13 protein-coding genes are annotated in these 15,470 nt (G+C 48.4%); 10 read left to right on the top strand and 3 right to left on the bottom strand.

The genetic code is table 11. The features are described from left to right. Positions 1-15 precede the first annotated feature (15 nt). Positions 16-1,905, top strand: coding sequence for an FAD-dependent oxidoreductase (locus L0Y31_RS20465; RefSeq protein ID WP_234734944.1), 1,890 nt, complete (start codon positions 16-18; stop codon positions 1,903-1,905). Positions 1,906-1,912: 7 nt separating this feature from the next. Here the strand turns inward: L0Y31_RS20465 and L0Y31_RS20460 are convergent, their stop codons facing one another. Next, positions 1,913-3,301, bottom strand: coding sequence for a methylmalonyl-CoA mutase family protein (locus tag L0Y31_RS20460; protein ID WP_234734943.1), 1,389 nt, complete (start codon positions 3,299-3,301; stop codon positions 1,913-1,915). 280 nt (positions 3,302-3,581) lie between these two features. On the opposite strand from L0Y31_RS20460, the gene dnaA reads away from it, so the two are divergent. The 3 genes from dnaA to L0Y31_RS20445 are packed head-to-tail and all read left to right on the top strand — an operon-like array spanning position 3,582 to position 6,964. Further along, positions 3,582-4,991 carry a chromosomal replication initiator protein DnaA gene (dnaA, locus tag L0Y31_RS20455; protein ID WP_234737215.1) on the top strand — a complete coding sequence of 470 codons (1,410 nt, stop codon included), beginning with the start codon at positions 3,582-3,584 and terminating at the stop codon, positions 4,989-4,991. A gap of 27 nt (positions 4,992-5,018) precedes the next feature. Beyond that, positions 5,019-5,990: a GNAT family N-acetyltransferase gene (locus tag L0Y31_RS20450; RefSeq protein ID WP_234734942.1), complete on the top strand. Its 972-nt coding sequence runs from the start codon at positions 5,019-5,021 to the stop codon at positions 5,988-5,990. Beyond that, positions 5,987-6,964 (top strand): hypothetical protein, encoded by a 978-nt coding sequence (locus L0Y31_RS20445; RefSeq protein WP_234734941.1) that lies wholly within the window; start codon positions 5,987-5,989, stop codon positions 6,962-6,964. Before L0Y31_RS20450 ends, L0Y31_RS20445 begins: the two co-directional genes overlap by 4 nt. Before the next feature lie 4 nt (positions 6,965-6,968). Here the strand turns inward: L0Y31_RS20445 and L0Y31_RS20440 are convergent, their stop codons facing one another. Both L0Y31_RS20440 and L0Y31_RS20435 read right to left on the bottom strand, forming a co-directional pair. Beyond that, positions 6,969-7,766, bottom strand: a complete 798-nt coding sequence (locus L0Y31_RS20440) for a DUF3108 domain-containing protein (protein WP_234734940.1) — start codon at positions 7,764-7,766, stop codon at positions 6,969-6,971. A gap of 21 nt (positions 7,767-7,787) precedes the next feature. After that, positions 7,788-8,837: an aminopeptidase gene (locus L0Y31_RS20435; protein ID WP_234734939.1), complete on the bottom strand. Its 1,050-nt coding sequence runs from the start codon at positions 8,835-8,837 to the stop codon at positions 7,788-7,790. Positions 8,838-9,157: 320 nt separating this feature from the next. Between L0Y31_RS20435 and recA the strand changes: the two genes are divergently transcribed. From recA to L0Y31_RS20405, 6 genes are all read left to right on the top strand, one after another. Beyond that, positions 9,158-10,231, top strand: coding sequence for a recombinase RecA (gene recA, locus L0Y31_RS20430; RefSeq protein ID WP_234734938.1), 1,074 nt, complete (start codon positions 9,158-9,160; stop codon positions 10,229-10,231). 184 nt (positions 10,232-10,415) lie between these two features. Then, positions 10,416-11,309: an SAM hydrolase/SAM-dependent halogenase family protein gene (locus L0Y31_RS20425; protein WP_234734937.1), complete on the top strand. Its 894-nt coding sequence runs from the start codon at positions 10,416-10,418 to the stop codon at positions 11,307-11,309. 313 nt (positions 11,310-11,622) lie between these two features. Continuing rightward, complete coding sequence (locus tag L0Y31_RS20420; protein ID WP_234734936.1) at positions 11,623-12,738, top strand: sensor histidine kinase; 1,116 nt, start codon at positions 11,623-11,625, stop codon at positions 12,736-12,738. After that, complete coding sequence (locus L0Y31_RS20415; protein ID WP_234734935.1) at positions 12,735-13,427, top strand: LytR/AlgR family response regulator transcription factor; 693 nt, start codon at positions 12,735-12,737, stop codon at positions 13,425-13,427. Before L0Y31_RS20420 ends, L0Y31_RS20415 begins: the two co-directional genes overlap by 4 nt. Positions 13,428-13,506: 79 nt before the next feature. Further along, positions 13,507-14,439: a M20/M25/M40 family metallo-hydrolase gene (locus L0Y31_RS20410; RefSeq protein WP_234734934.1), complete on the top strand. Its 933-nt coding sequence runs from the start codon at positions 13,507-13,509 to the stop codon at positions 14,437-14,439. 74 nt (positions 14,440-14,513) lie between these two features. After that, a complete protein-coding gene (locus tag L0Y31_RS20405) occupies positions 14,514-15,254 on the top strand; it encodes a porin family protein (protein WP_234734933.1) in 741 nt (246 codons plus the stop codon). Positions 15,255-15,470 lie beyond the last annotated feature (216 nt).

The following is a 15,470-nucleotide window of genomic DNA, read 5'->3' as shown; positions in this document are numbered from 1 at the left end:
ACGGGCCTGTCTACAATGAATCCTGCGACTTTCGCCGGAACGGCAGCCGATCCATCGTATGACCTGGTTATTATCGGAGGCACGCCCGCCGGTATCATGGCCGCCGTAGCCGCCGCCCGCATGGGTAAAAAGTCACTTTTGCTGGAGCGCACCGGTCATATTGGGGGCTTGCCCGCCAACGGATTAGGGGCTACCGATATCGCTACCCGAGGAGCAACAGGTGGCCTTTTTCTGGAATTCATTCAACGCATTCAACAATACTACGTTAAAAAGTACGGAGCTGATTCCCAGCAGGTAAAAGACTGTTCAGATGGCTATCATTTTGAGCCTTCAATCGCGGAACAGGTTTTTACGGAGATGCTGAAGGAACAACCCAATGTGACGGTGTTAACGATGCGGCAGTTTGATGCATTTCCCGAGAATCTGGTTATTGAATCAGGCGGGATTCGGCAGGCCAAAATCCTGAACCGCACAACCAATCAGGTGGAAAGCTATACGGGCTCGTTCTTCCTGGACGCAACGTATGAAGGCGATCTGATCGCGGCGGCGGGTGTGCCGTATGTAATTGGTCGTGAGGGAAAAAGCGACTTTAACGAACACGGAGCGGGCCAGTTGTACAAGTACTGGGCGGGCGAAGAAGGCCCCGGCACAACGTATCAGGGCGATAATTCGATTCAATCGTTTAATTACCGGGTTTGTATTACGGAAAACCCCGCCAACCGGGTGCCCATCCAAAAGCCAAAAACATACAACCGGGACGAATACGTTTCGTTTATCGAAGACACCTGGACGGGTAATTTTACAGGCGTAGCCATCAAAAAGTTAACACCCGCCCAGCGCGAAGAAAACAAGAAACGGCGGCAGCAGGGATTACCGCCCATCGTGACGGGAACGCCGGAAGGCATCCTCCGAATCACCAATATCGTGAAGTTGCCAAATGGAAAAACAGACGGCAACAACCAGCATTTTGCGTTTCTTTCCACCGACTTACCGGAAGAAAACTGGCCCTGGCCCGCTTCGGGTTGGGAGTGGCGGGATCGCTTCGCGGACCGGCTGCGGGATTACATTCTCGGCCTGTTTTATTTTGCGCAAAACGACCCCGAAATGCCGGAATGGTACCGCAAATCCATTGCTAACTGGGGGTTGGCCAAAGACGAATATACCGATAACAACAACTTCCCGCGTCAGGTATACGTGCGGGAAGGGCGGCGCATGAAAGGGCAATACTGGTTTACCACGCACGATGCGCAGCCCGCCACGCCCGGAGCCCGACCACCCATTCACGCCGACAGCATAACCGCCAGCCATTACGCCATTGATTCCCACGCCGTTCGGAAGCGGGAAACGGGGCGCATTCACCTGGATGGTTTTTTGAGTTACCCGACCCGACCCTATACCGTTCCCTTTGGAACAATTGTGCCAACGAAAGGAACTGCCGGTCAGATTGAAAACTTGCTGGCGCCGGTTCCTGTCTCGGGAACCCACCTCGGTTTTTCAACCCTGCGGATGGAGCCGTGCTGGATGGCTTTGGGGCACGCGGCGGGCGTGGCGGCCAGTCTTTGTTTAAGTAAAAAGCAGAAAGTTAGTCAGTTGTCCAGGCGGCTGTTGCAGGAAGAACTCATTAAGCAGAAAGGCATTCTGATGTATTTCTCGGATGTAAAGCCAAACCATCCGCAGTTTGAAGCCTTGCAGTTTTTTGCCCTGCGTGGTTTTTTACCCGACTGGAAAGCCGAGCTGGACCGCCCCGCTACAGCGACTGAACTAGCTGATTGGAAGCGCCGGATTGATAAAACCATCCCGTTTGCGGCGAAAGAAGGCCAGACACGCGGGCAGGTTCTACAGGCTTTGTATGAGTCGGCGCGCAAGCTGCCCGATGGTGCCTTAGCCGGATTAAACACGAAATAAAGGGTACTTATTCAAAACCTTCCGCCAACCGTCTGTCTGGTAAAATGGCTGCTGACTCGTTCGGGTCGGGTACTTTTACGGATGGGATGGTTGGCGTTTCGTCAACCCGGAATTTGGTGACACCCACTAGGATTTTGCCCTGGTGTATGGCCTCTTTTTTAGCCTCATACGCCTTATTGATTTCTTCCTGAACGAAACCCGTTTCGACAGCTTGCTGCAAGCCACCTAATTGCTCCACCTGGCGAAAAAGCTGCCATGCCTTGTCGACTAACTGGGTCGTTAGATGCTCCAGATAATACGAACCGGCGGCGGGGTCACTGACTTTATTCAGGTAAGACTCTTCTTTCAAAAGCGTAGAAATATTGAGGGCAATCCGGTCGGAGAACGAAGAGGTAGCCCCAAGAACGGCATCGTAAGGCCGAACGGTGATGGCATCGCAACCCCCGATAACGGCAGACATGGTTTCGGTGGTGGCACGAAGTAGATTCGTATAGGGAATGGCTGCGGCCTCGTAAAAAGGGGATGTTTGGCTGTGGATCATGAAAAAAGAAGTGGGGTCCAGGGGCGAATTGAACGCCTGGATAAAACGGCTCAGCAAAATACGCAGGGCACGAAGCTTGGCGATCTCCATAAAATAACTCGTTCCTACCGAAAGTGACACCAGAGTTTTGGGAACAAGTTGTTTCAGCGTTAGGCCCGTCTCGGTCAGGTAATCGTAAAGATCCGTCAGCGCACTAAGCGTAAAGGCCAGTTCCTGCGTGGCTGTGGCCCCGGCGTTGTGAAAAGCGTGGCTGCTAACGGTCGCGGTCCTGAACTGCCCTGAATCCAGCGTCTGGTGCGTAGCGGCGGCAATGGCTTCCAGGGCGGTATCCGGCTTTATGCCTGTTTGTAACCAATGCGCGAACGCATCGTCAATAATTCCTCCTTTGAGCTGATAAGGTAAAAGTAAACCAAGTGCCTGGGCTAGTTCGCCGGCTTGTGCATTTCCGCGAAACCAAAGAGGCGTTTCGCTCATTTTTAACCCATTGAGCAGGTGGGACAGGTCCGTTAGGGATAAATCGGGGTTAGAACGTATGTCAATCAAAGCGCCATCTGCCCCTTTAGTGAACCACTCGTGCAGTCTTCTGTTTGTGGCTTTGGCTTCGTCGAAGCTGATTTCTGGTAGTGTGAGCCAGCCAGGAGACTGCTTAGTAAGTAATCCTCTCTGGTGTTCGGGCGGTGTCGCATCAACGTCGGTGGCGGTATAGAAAGGTTCCAGCGAAAAGCCCTCCAGGGTTTGCCAACGGAGCGTATCCCATTCGCGGTCTTTCAAATCAGCAATAATCTGCTGCTTCCATTGGGCAGCGTCAGCGGCGGAAAAAGCCTCCGAAAGAATTGAGTCGATAGATGAAGACATTCGTTTACAGGCGCTCGTTTACAGGGCTAAAGGTAGGTCTTTTTAAAGCAAACTATACAGGGCAAAGGGAAGTTGCTCATATGGGTTGGATTATTTCAATGAACTATCCTAGTGTATTGACACCCTCCCGGGTACAATGTATTTTTGATGAAACAGTTAAACGGCAGAGACCTTGAAGGTATCGGTTTTTTTTCTACTTTTGTCTCCCTTTTTCGCGCTTAATCTTTTAGAAATGGGTTTTTGAGATGCCGTAATAGTGAACGTAACCGTGCAAAATAGTATCCAACGAGAAGCCGTAACGGTCTGGAACCGGTGTGTGCAGATTATCAGAGAGAGCATCCCCGACCAGAGCTTCCGCACCTGGTTCGAGCCGATTGTGCCTCTGCGTCTGCACGAGAAGGAACTGACCATTCAGGTGCCAAGCCAGTTTTTCTATGAATGGCTGGAGGAAAACTATGTGCACGTACTGCGAAAAGCCCTTGATTTTGCCATCGGGCCGGAAGGGCAATTGCAATATTCCATTATTGTTGATCAGGGAGATGAGCGCAGCCGTCCGTTGACGGTGAATGTGCCAACCACCAAAACAACCCAAAGCGCCAAGCCGGATAACGTCAACGCCGATATTCTGCGGAGTCCCTTCGAAATGAAGGACCTGGACTCGCTGCAACTGGATTCCTACCTCAACCCGACGTATACGTTTGACAATTTCGTGGAAGGCGATTGCAACCGACTGGGCCGGTCGGCGGGCTTTGCCGTGGCGCAACGTCCGGGCGTAACCTCGTTTAATCCATTGATGATTTACGGCGGCGTTGGACTGGGAAAAACGCACCTGGTGCAGGCCATCGGCAATCACATCAAAAATACCAATCAGGATAAATTCGTCCTGTATGTTTCTTCCGAAAAATTTACGAATCAGTTCATCAATGCCATCCGAACGGATACGCTGCGTGATTTTACGAATTTTTACATGCAGGTTGGCGTCCTGATTATCGACGATATTCAGTTTCTGGCGGGAAAGGAAAAAACGCAGGAAACGTTTTTCCACGTTTTTAATCATCTGCACCAGTCGGGTAAGCAAATCATCATGACTTCCGACCGCGCACCCCGTGATTTGCAGGGGTTACAGGATCGCCTTTTGTCGCGATTTAAATGGGGACTTTCGGCTGATTTACAAACGCCCGACCTGGAAACCCGGATCGCCATTATTCAAAAAAAATTACTTTCTGAAGGCGTTTATATCGATTATAGCGTCATTGAATATCTGGCGCACAGCATCAATACCAACGTTCGTGAACTGGAAGGCGTCATTGTTTCGTTGATGGCGCAGGCTTCGCTCGCCCGGCGGGACATTGACCTGGAACTGGCACGGAGTGTGCTGCGCAACATTGTGATTGATGTCGATAAGGAAGTGACGATTGATTCGGTGCAGGAGGCCGTCGCCGATTACTTCAAAGTGACCATTATTGATCTGAAAAGTAAGAGCCGGAAGAAAGAACTGGTATACCCCCGGCAGATTGCGATGTTTCTGGCCAAAGAAAAAACTGAATTGTCGCTGAAATCCATTGGGTATCATTTCGGGGGACGCGACCACAGTACGGTTATTCACGCGATTCAGACCATTAGCGACCTGATTGGAAACGACGCCCATGCGCGTGACGCCGTAGAAAAGTTAAAAGCAATTCTCAAGTGATTTAAGCTTCTTTCCCCCTCGCTACCGATGCGCTATCTGACCCGTACCCAAATCGACGATGACGCATACGACCGCTGCGTGGCTGCTTCGCCCGAGCGAATGATTTACGCGTTTTCGTGGTATCTGGATATCGTCTCACCGGGTTGGGAGGTCCTTGTGGAAGGCGATTATGAAGCCGTGATGCCGTTGCCAGTTCGGAGGCGCTACGGTGTAAAAGCACTTATCCAGCCTTTGTTTTGCCATCAGTTAGGCGTTTTTACGGCGGAAAAGCCAACCGATGCGACTCGCTTGTATGCTTTCCTTCAGACCCTTTCTCGGCATATTCGCTACGCTCCCTCGTATCAGCTGCATACGGGAAACGAAAAGGTGCTTTCCGCCGCCAGTCCATTTACAGAAAGTCTGCACGTGCGTCCGCTAACCAATCACGTTTTGCGCTTAGAAGAACCGTATACGTTGCTGGCCGCCCAGTATTCCCGCGACCGACGCCTGAATCTGCGGCGGGGTTTGCAGGCTGATTGGACTTACTCGGATACGGATGATATTGAGCCTTTGATTGCGCATTTCCAAAGCTATAACACGGGCGGAATTGGTCGGGTGGCCTCCAATGCTTACCCCATGCTGCGGCAACTGGTTCGAACGCTTCTGGAACGCGGGCACGCCCGGCTTCGGGTGGCACACCGGCAGGGGGCCGTCGAAGCGGGTTGTCTGCTGGTGACGGACGTGAATCGGGTCATTCACTTGTTTTGCGCGGCCAGTCCCGCCGGACGAAAAGGAAACGCCCGAACCGTTATTCTGGATGGATTTATTCAGGAATACGCCGGAAAACCAATGCTTTTTGATTTTGAAAGTCCCGAGGTAGAGAGCTTAGCGAGCTTTAACCAAAGCTTTGGCGCGGTGAACGAAGCCTTTGTGCGGGTATCTTATTCGCAGCTACCGGGAGCGATTCAATGGATGCATAAACTGAAAAAACGGCTTCATCTGGCCATCCGAAACGCATGAAGATCCGCTACCTGCGTCGGGACGAAATTGATGCCGAAAAATGGGATGACTGCGTGGCCCAATCGACGCAACAACTAGTCTACGCCTTTTCGTGGTATCTCGACGCCATTGCCCATCATTGGGGGGGAATCGTTGCGGAAGAAAATGGTATCTACCAGGCTGTGATGCCACTGCCTTACCGGAAGAAATATGGTATTTCTTTTGTTCATCAGCCCGTATTTTGTCAGCAATTGGGGTTTTTCAGCCGGAAGGGAATTCAGACTGAAACCTTATTTCCGGCTTTCTGGAAAGAAGTAAATCGCCGTTTTCGGTGGGTAGCGTCTTATTGTTTCAATGAGCAGAACGAGCAGGAATTGGTTTTTCCAGAGAAAATAAGCCGTGTTCAACGAGAGAATCACGTGTTGGCGTTGGAAAACCCTTATGCCGACATTTACCAGCAGTATGCAACGGATCGGAAAATCAATTTGAATCGCGCCCGAAACACAAACTGGCAAATTGCGACTCATCCCGACATGCGTACCTTGATTCAATTACATCGGGAGCATAACGAAGCGAAAGCAACCAGTGATTACAAACGCCTGGATTTAACGCTGTATGACCGGCTGGTGCAGGCTACCGACGAACTATTAAGGCGAAATCTGGCCGACATTCGACTGGCGTACAAGGACGAGCATCTGGAAGCGGGCGGACTTTTTGTGTACGACCAAAGCCGGATTATTTACCTCTTTAACGCGGCTACGCTGAAAGGCCGGAAGCAGCAGGCCCGCCTTTGGATAATCAACGAGCTGATTGAGCGCTTTGCGGGTCAGAAAATGGCGTTTGATTTTGAGAGTCCGGCCATCGGTGCCGACTCCGTGAAGGCGTATTATCAGAGTTTTGGAGCTATCACCCGGGTCTATTCCGAAATCGCCTACAACCGGCTTGGATGGGCCATTAAAGCCTTGCAGCGACTAAAGCAGTTGCTGGCGAAATAAAGCCCTAAAAAAACTTAGGTTCGTTGCGAAGACCTTTGTGCTTTTTGAGGTCCATTTCCATCGAACCAACCCAAAGCTCAACTTCAACTTTTACCGGAATTTTGTTGGCGTCGTCCGAAACCCAGATCCGGATAGAATCTTCGCCTTTGAAGAGTTTGTTTTCCGGCAAAACCGGGTTGAGCTTGATGACGTTAATGCGCCCAAACTTCGTTTTAATAATCTCTTTACCCCGGTAGCGGACTTTCATGTTGTAAGTCTCGTCACCAAAAAAAGCGGGCAATTCGATCATTTGGCCAACCGCCAGCCGGTTAAAATCAATGGTGCGCAGGAAGTAATAACCACTAATTACATCGTGCACATTGTCAGGTACTTTGAACGATTCTTTATCATTCTTTTCCTCCGACTTAACCGTGTTTGCTGCGTGGTTGAACGTTATGTTTTCTTCTTTTCGGTAATTACCTTCCTGAATGTTGCGGTAGAATTTCTGGGGCAAAATAGCAGACGTATCCACATACGAGCGCCAGGTATCCCGGATGCGGGTAATAAGGTCAAAAGCACCCACTGTACGGCCGTAAACATTCACCCGATAGCATGTCCGGTCGTTGACTTTGTAGTAACTAGGAGCCACGTCAACCGTTGCCTCGGCGGCGTTGAAAATGCCGTAGTGGACTTTGTATTCCAGGTGTTCGCCTGCGCCAAAGCTCGTGTTGACAATCCGTCGGTACGTATGCTGAGGAGCAAAGGCAGAATTTGTTAAAGTAAGTATGCCAAGAAACAATAGGGTTGCAATAACTCTCTTCATAGTACGCTTAATATCGCTCCATTACAAAGATGGATAAGTCTTTTTCAGGTATGTTAAATATTTTCTGAAATCTTGCTGAAACCGTTCTTCAAATTCCCGCCGAAACTGATTCTGTTGCTGGCGGTAGGTAGTATACCCGATAAAGTACGCATTATTGGGTAGGTTTTGTTTGGTAATTCGGCGTTTTTTAGTGAATGGCTGCCGACCGGCCCCGTTCTGTTTCACCTCCAAAGTATCAATAGTAACCACAATCTGATCGATCAGTTGACACTTTAACGAATCTTTTTCAGCCGTAACCGTTTGATCCTTAAACGTTGTATAAAGGCTATCTAGTTTCCGAGTGCCCCGCAAAATATGTTCATCGTATTGTTCATTGTATTTTTTGTCAGCCAAATAAGTCTGATAAGGTAGGGAATTATTGCCGTATTTATAAGCTAAAAACCGCAAGGCTCCGTATTCCCCAACAAAGTCAGCCAGGTTTTCATTATACTCCAGATTATCCTTGATAAACAGCGTTCCATGCGTTAGTTCGTGGATAATCAGTTCAGCGAGCTGGCCTTCTTTCCGCCTCAGCATGGACGAAAGAATCGGATCGTTGAAAAAACCCAGCGTCGACCAGGCAGACACTTCGTTCAAGCGCGTGTCATACCCTTCTTTCGTTAGCGCCTTTAGTTCACTATCAGCCCGATCTTTCTCAAAATAGCCTTTGTAAGCAAACGTGCCAATCACCGGGAACGTCCATTCTTTGGCGGCGAGTTTGTAGCGCTCGGAGGCGAGAACCACCCATAGGATCGGTTTGCCGTTCTGGTTGTAAAAGCTCGTGTAACTCTCGGAAGGATTCAGGCCAATGGAATCAATGGCAAAGCGCCTGATTTCCTGAATTAGGTTGATTTTTTGTTTAAGCGAATCGGGAAACGTGGGGTCAGCCAGCACCTTGTCGACGGGTTGGGTGTTCCAGAGAATATTGATCTGGCCTTTTGCCTGCATCCAGCCGTAGCTGAGTAATTCGCGTTGCCAGATGCCCACGAAAACGGCGATTACCAATAAAGCGAGAAGAATTTTACGAAGCATAGACAAAGGTACGGGGTAGGATATAAATTGAAAATTTTGCGATCTGCTGGCCCGTTACTTACCACCGTCGGCCCCGTCTAACAGGAACAGTTGCAGCCTTGGCGCCGGGCTCTCTGTACTGACCAAAAAGGATGAAAATATACCTCGGATATAACAGGGAAAAAGGAACGGAAAGTGCCTGTTTTCAGTTCTATTTTAGATGCATACAACGCCCTTTTCGCGTGGGGATTATTTAGCCAAATGTCATTGGAAATCTGGCTTATAATTCTTAAATTTAAACTCTATTACAACAAATCAAATCTGTCAGAATTAGCACAAACATGGCACAAGCAACAGCTAGTACGACTACTGAAAGTAAGTTAAAAGCCCTGCAAACCACCATTGAAAAACTGGACAAGGCATACGGTAAAGGAACCGTCATGCGGCTGAGCGAAAGTAAAGTCGTTGACGTTCCGGTGATTTCAACGGGTTCGCTTGGTTTGGACTTGGCATTGGGTATCGGTGGCGTGCCGCGCGGTCGGGTCGTGGAGATCTACGGACCAGAATCGTCGGGTAAAACAACGCTGACCCTGCACTGTATCGCCGAAGCGCAGAAACAGGGTGGACTGGCTGCTTTTATCGACGCAGAACACGCTTTCGACCGGGTCTACGCCGAAAAGCTCGGTATTGATACCAAGAACTTATTAATTGCTCAGCCGGACAATGGTGAGCAGGCTCTTGAAATTGCGGAACATCTGATTTCGTCAGGTGCTATCGATATTATTGTCATTGACTCGGTTGCTGCCCTGGTTCCTAAAGCGGAATTGGAAGGCGACATGGGTGAAAGCAAAATGGGTTTACAGGCTCGTTTGATGTCGCAGGCGTTGCGGAAATTGACGGGTGTGATCAACAAGACCCAGTGTTGCTGCATTTTCATCAACCAGCTTCGCGAGAAGATTGGGGTGATGTTTGGTAACCCAGAGACAACAACCGGGGGTAATGCCCTGAAATTCTACGCTTCGGTGCGTCTGGATATTCGTCGGATTGGTCAAATTAAAGACGGCGACGAAATCAAAGGGAACCGCACCAAAGTGAAAGTGGTAAAAAACAAACTGGCGGCTCCGTTCAAAGTCATTGAATTTGACATCATGTACGGCGAGGGTGTCTCTAAAGTAGGTGAAATTCTGGACTTAGCGGTAGAAATGGAAATCGTGAAGAAATCAGGTTCCTGGTTCTCCTACGAAGGAAATCGCCTGTCACAAGGTCGCGACGCCGTGAAAGAATTGATTCTGGACAATCCAGAATTGATGGCTGAGCTGGAAGAGCGTATCCGTACTAAAGTGAAAGCTGATGAAAATGCGCTGCTTGACCCTGTGGCAGAAGTCGCAGAAGAAAGCGACGAAGCACTGAGCTAAGATTATTTCAAATAGCGATTATTGTTTGATAAATTGAAGAGGTGGTTGGAAATTTCCAACCACCTCTTTTGCTTCGTGGCAATCTGATTCAGATGAGTGCTGAAAAAAACAGGAGAGAATCAAAGCATTGAACAATCCTCCCTATTTTTGGCCATCAAATCGCTTACGAAAAATTGAATCAACCATGTTGAAAAGATTGGCCATTGGGTTTTGCTGTTGGTTAGGAAGTTTAACCTTGTACGCGCAAAATGGGGTGTTGGTTTTCCAATCAGATTTTGGTCTGAAAGACGGAGCCGTTTCAGCCATGAAAGGCGTGGCGCTTGGGGTTTCAACCAACCTTCATCTGGTTGACCTTACGCACGATATCCCGGCTTTCAATATTTGGGAGGCCGCTTATCGCTTGCTGCAAACAGCTCCTTATTATCCAAAAGGCACCGTCTTTGTCTCCGTCTGTGATCCTGGGGTGGGAACGGAGCGTAAATCGGTGGTTTTGCTAACGAAAACAGGGCATTATTTCGTTACGCCAGACAACGGCACTCTCACATTAATCGCCGAAAAAATGGGTGTTCAGGAAGTGCGGCAAATCAACGAGGCCATTAACCGACTGAAAAGCTCCGAAGAATCATACACCTTTCACGGTCGTGACGTATATGCCTACACGGCGGCTCGTCTCGCGGCCAGGGCTATCTCGTTTGAACAGGTAGGTAAAAAACTGCCGGCTTCTGTAACTAAGATAACTTACCAGAAACCAACGCTTGAGAAAGGGCTTCTAAAAGGCAATATTCCTATACTGGATGTGCAATATGGTAATATCTGGACTAATATTCCGAAAGACCTGATAAATCAACTTGGGGCAAAAACGGGTGATCGCTTGCAGGTAGAGATTTTCAACGAAACCGAAAAAGTATTCAGCGAAAAAATTCAACTGGTAAATACCTTTGGTGAGGCAGCAACAGGCGAGAATGTGGCTTATTTCAACAGCTTACTAAACTTTTCCGTTGCAGTTAATATGGGAAATTTTGCGGAAAAATACCACGTGAGTAGCGGTCCATCCTGGCGGATTGAGATCAAAAAATAGCAACCTGCCGGATGAGAACTCATTTTAGAAGAGATTGTTAGTAGCCAAAAGCTTTTCTGGAAAAGGTGCGGGCGGCTGATCCGGGGAATGTGGCGTAGGGATGTGTCGTTTGTCACGCAGTGCCTGCCTTGTCTGGATGTGAGGTGATTGGGTGCGTTGGGAAAAGGAGCGCACAGCATCGAGGTACCATTGATTTTAAAAAATATCCTGTCCTCATTTAACGGGCTGCCTTTACCGCAAGAATCGGTCTTTTTACCGCAATCATTTTTGTTGATTGATGCGCTTTTGTAGCTTTCAATGAAAATGCATAGCAATGACGAGTAAGCTGTCTCAAGTTGGAATTCATGTCTTCTTCTGCCTGGCCTTTCTGGCTTTGCCTTACATCTTTGCGCCCAAAGGATTCTCCCTGCTGAGTGAGTTAACGACCAACCTGCATGAGCGTACCAATTTGTTAGCTTATCTGCTGATGCTGGCCTTTTTTTACGTCAATTACTACATCCTGATTCCAAGGCTTTATTTTTCAGGCAGATATGTGATTTTTGCGGGTAGCTTGCTAGGCTGTTTTGTCGTAATTATTGGCCTGTTGCTGACGGTAGATCGGCAGGACGTGTTTCAGCAATCGCCACCCCTAACTCCTTATGAACTGCCTGACCGACGGCCATCACCCCTAGACCACCCCGGTTCTGAGCCAATACCCGACAGCTTCTCAGATGGCTCGGCACCGGGTAGAAGGCAGCCTAAACCACCCTTTGGCTTTGAACTGAGTCATGCCCTTTTCCTTTTTTTGGTCGGAGTCTTTGTTTCGCTTTCGTTGCGCATTAATAATCGGTTGCGAAAAGCTGAGCAGGAAAAGCTGGCTACGGAGCTGTCATACCTGAAAGCACAGATTAATCCACACTTTTTGTTTAACACCCTGAATAGCATTTATTCGCTAGCTATTGAGCAGTCAGATCGTACCGCTGAAGCCATCGTAAAGCTATCAGCGTTAATGCGTTATGTCATCAGAGATGCTCATTCAGACCTGGTGCCCGTAACAAAGGAACTGGAATACATTAGTCACTATATTTCGCTACAAAAGATACGTCTGGACGACACAGCCCAGATCTTTTTTACAACGGAAGGGCTACCCAATGGAAAACAAATTGCACCGCTCATCCTGATTTCATTCATCGAAAATGCTTTTAAATACGGCGTTAATCCCGAAGAAGATTCGGTCATAGAGGTTGCTATTTCGCTGAATGAAAAAGAACTTCATCTTTACGTATTTAACAAAAAGGTGCGCGTTGTCCACAATGAAGGCTCAACGAGCGGCATTGGAATTGAAAATACCAAAGCAAGGCTACAATTGTTGTATCCTAATCAGCACCAATTGACGATTCAGGATACCGATTTTACTTTTACAGTTGATTTAACTTTACGTCTCTCATGATTCGTGCCCTTGCTTTGGACGATGAACCACCTGCGCTGCGGGTTTTGGCGCATTTTTGTAGCCAGGTCGATTTTATCGATCTACAGAAGACTTTTTCCAAAACGGGGGAGGCGCTGAATTATTTGCAGCAGTTTCCGGTCGATTTATTGTTTCTGGATATTAATATGCCCTCCATGTCGGGCATTGAATTTTACTGGGCTATTCCGCAGCAGGCCATGGTCATTTTTACCACTGCTTACGCGGAATACGCGGTAGAAGGATTCAACCTGAATGCAATCGATTACTTGTTGAAACCGTTTACGTTTGAGCGGTTTCAGCAGGCGGCTAACAAAGCATTCGATTATCACAAACTGCTTCACAAGGCTGAGGCAGATAAACCGGCTTATCTATATATTCGGGCGGACTACAGTTTGTATAAAATTGCCCTTGCAGATATTCTATTCATCGAAGGACTAGACGATTATCTCAAAATTCATATTCAAAATATGAAGCCTGTAGTCGCCAGAATGACAATGAAAGCCATGTTGGAGAAACTGCCAGAAACAGAATTTATTCGCGTACATCGGTCCTACATTGTTCCTTTTAGTCGCATTGAAGCGGTACGAAACCGCATAATTATGCTCGGTGGCGAAGAAATTCCAATTGGTGCCAGCTACGAAGCCGCATTCTTCAAGCGGTTTAGTCTGTAGCATCGAAACCAATAAGCAGGAGTGGAGGCAGAACCTATTTTATACCTGGAAGCGGTTCAATCTGCTATATTTGCTCGCTATGAAGAATATTCTCTTTTTAGCTCTATTTTTAGGCAGCCAGCCACTTTTTTCGCAGGAACCTGCGGCCAAACGCATCACCAAACACATTAATTTTCTTGCTTCGGACAAGATGAAGGGACGCGGAACGGGAAGCCCCGAAAACGCGAAAGCCGCCGCCTATATCGCCAGACATTTTAAGAAATACGGACTGAAACCGCTGGGTGTTAAGGGCTATTATCAGAATTTTACGGCCAAGGTAAGGCGGGTAGTCGTCTCGGATAGCCTCCGGGAAACAACAAACGTGATTGGCTTTCTGGATAACGGCGCTCCTCATACCATCGTGATTGGGGCACACTATGACCATCTGGGCCTTGGCCGGCAGGGAAGTTCGCTGGAGAAGCAACCAGAAGGGCAAATTCACAATGGGGCCGATGACAATGCCTCGGGTGTGGCGGGTTTGCTGGAATTGGCGCAGTATTACGCAAAAAACAAAATAAAAGAGCCTTATAATCTGCTGTTTATGGCTTTTGGAGCGGAGGAACTGGGTTTGTTGGGCTCACGCTTTTTTCTGAATAATCCGACAATTCCGCTCGAAAAACTAAATTTTATGATCTGTATGGACATGATCGGGCGTTACGATCCAAGTCGGGGAGTGGGAGTTGGCGGCTACGGAACCAGTGACGCCTGGCCAGAAATCTTCAAAGGCGTCGAAAGTAGTATAAAATTCTTTACCGACCGGGCGGGCAATGGCGGTTCCGACAACGCGGCCTTTTATGCCAAGCAAATTCCGGTTTTATTCTTCCATACCGGCGGGCATCCCGATTACCACAAACCCAGCGACGATCCAGAAAAGATCGATGCAAAAGCCGAAGAAGAAATTCTGCGTCTGGAAATAAAACTGCTCGACAGAGCAATGCAAAAACCCAAAATGACATTCACGCCCGTCAAATAGAACTTTAGGAGAGCAAAACTATCTGCTTTGGCGCTTGTTTATGCGTCATGCATACTCAACTACTTTCTAAAAAAATGGCCCTAATCCGAGGACTGATGTTGGCGGTTCTGTGGCTGACGAGTTTTTCGCTGCGGGCGCAGTGGCGGCTCGATCTTGAATCAGGTTTGGTGCTGGGCACGAATTACAACGAGGTTCGTATTCCCAACCAGGGCGGAACACTGGTCGATCTGGCGGACGAGTTGTCGATAAAGCCAAAGGTGTTTTACCGGGCTCGTTTGGGGTATACCATCGCGAATCGGCACACTATATCGGCATTGTATGCTCCGCTAACGGTGCGCTATGAAGGTGCGTTTGCCCAGCCGGTGAATTATAACAATCAACTCTTTGATGCCAGTCGGCCAGTGACGGTTCATTATCAGTTTAATTCGTACCGACTGACTTACCGCTATGACTTCATTGCGCGCAATCAGTGGCGGGTTGGAGCTGGTCTGACGGGCAAAATCCGGGATGCGAACGTGCGGTTTGTAAACGAATCGGCAGACACGAATTTCGATGATTTAGGATTTGTGCCTTTGCTAAATTTTTACGTCTCTTACAAACCCACGGATCGTTGGTCTTTACTTGCTGAGGGCGACGCCTTGGGCTCTCGTTTTGGCCGGGCGGAGGACATTTTTGTGGGGGCGGCTTATCATTTTACCCCAAATGCAGGCCTTAAACTCGGCTATCGGGTTGTTGAAGGGGGTGCCGACGTTGACCAGATTTACAATTTTACCTGGATCAATTACGCGTCCGTAGGCTTATTGATTGCTTTTTAAATTGACTTTTGGATAAGTGCATCGTCTAAACTCAAACAGCTGACTGGCGGTTAGTTGAGTTTAGACGGCTTGCGTCTGCGCACGTATATCCGGCCTAAAACTTCCTACAGAGACAGCTTGTTTTGCCAGCAAAGAAATGTTACTCGGACTAAAATTTGTCTGATTAATTAAGGGATAAATAATAGTTTGTTATTATTATTCAGCTATTTAGATTTG

It is taken from the genome of Tellurirhabdus bombi (assembly GCF_021484805.1).
GTDB lineage: Bacteria > Bacteroidota > Bacteroidia > Cytophagales > Spirosomataceae > Tellurirhabdus > Tellurirhabdus bombi.
The sequence above is the reverse complement of the archived record's forward strand: the minus strand, read 5'-3'. Positions and strand labels throughout refer to the sequence as shown.

Bases quoted from the DNA above. Each gene is read 5' to 3' on its own strand.
- L0Y31_RS20405 (WP_234734933.1), top strand. From the start codon at position 14,514: ATGGCCCTAATCCGAGGACTGATGTTGGCGGTTCTGTGGCTGACGAGT.
- L0Y31_RS20410 (WP_234734934.1), top strand. From the start codon at position 13,507: ATGAAGAATATTCTCTTTTTAGCTCTATTTTTAGGCAGCCAGCCACTT.
- L0Y31_RS20420 (WP_234734936.1), top strand. From the start codon at position 11,623: ATGACGAGTAAGCTGTCTCAAGTTGGAATTCATGTCTTCTTCTGCCTG.
- L0Y31_RS20435 (WP_234734939.1), bottom strand. From the start codon at position 8,837: ATGCTTCGTAAAATTCTTCTCGCTTTATTGGTAATCGCCGTTTTCGTG.
- L0Y31_RS20450 (WP_234734942.1), top strand. From the start codon at position 5,019: ATGCGCTATCTGACCCGTACCCAAATCGACGATGACGCATACGACCGC.
- L0Y31_RS20465 (WP_234734944.1), top strand. From the start codon at position 16: ATGAATCCTGCGACTTTCGCCGGAACGGCAGCCGATCCATCGTATGAC.
- L0Y31_RS20425 (WP_234734937.1), top strand. From the start codon at position 10,416: ATGTTGAAAAGATTGGCCATTGGGTTTTGCTGTTGGTTAGGAAGTTTA.
- L0Y31_RS20415 (WP_234734935.1), top strand. From the start codon at position 12,735: ATGATTCGTGCCCTTGCTTTGGACGATGAACCACCTGCGCTGCGGGTT.
- L0Y31_RS20440 (WP_234734940.1), bottom strand. From the start codon at position 7,766: ATGAAGAGAGTTATTGCAACCCTATTGTTTCTTGGCATACTTACTTTA.
- L0Y31_RS20460 (WP_234734943.1), bottom strand. From the start codon at position 3,301: ATGTCTTCATCTATCGACTCAATTCTTTCGGAGGCTTTTTCCGCCGCT.
- recA (WP_234734938.1), top strand. From the start codon at position 9,158: ATGGCACAAGCAACAGCTAGTACGACTACTGAAAGTAAGTTAAAAGCC.
- L0Y31_RS20445 (WP_234734941.1), top strand. From the start codon at position 5,987: ATGAAGATCCGCTACCTGCGTCGGGACGAAATTGATGCCGAAAAATGG.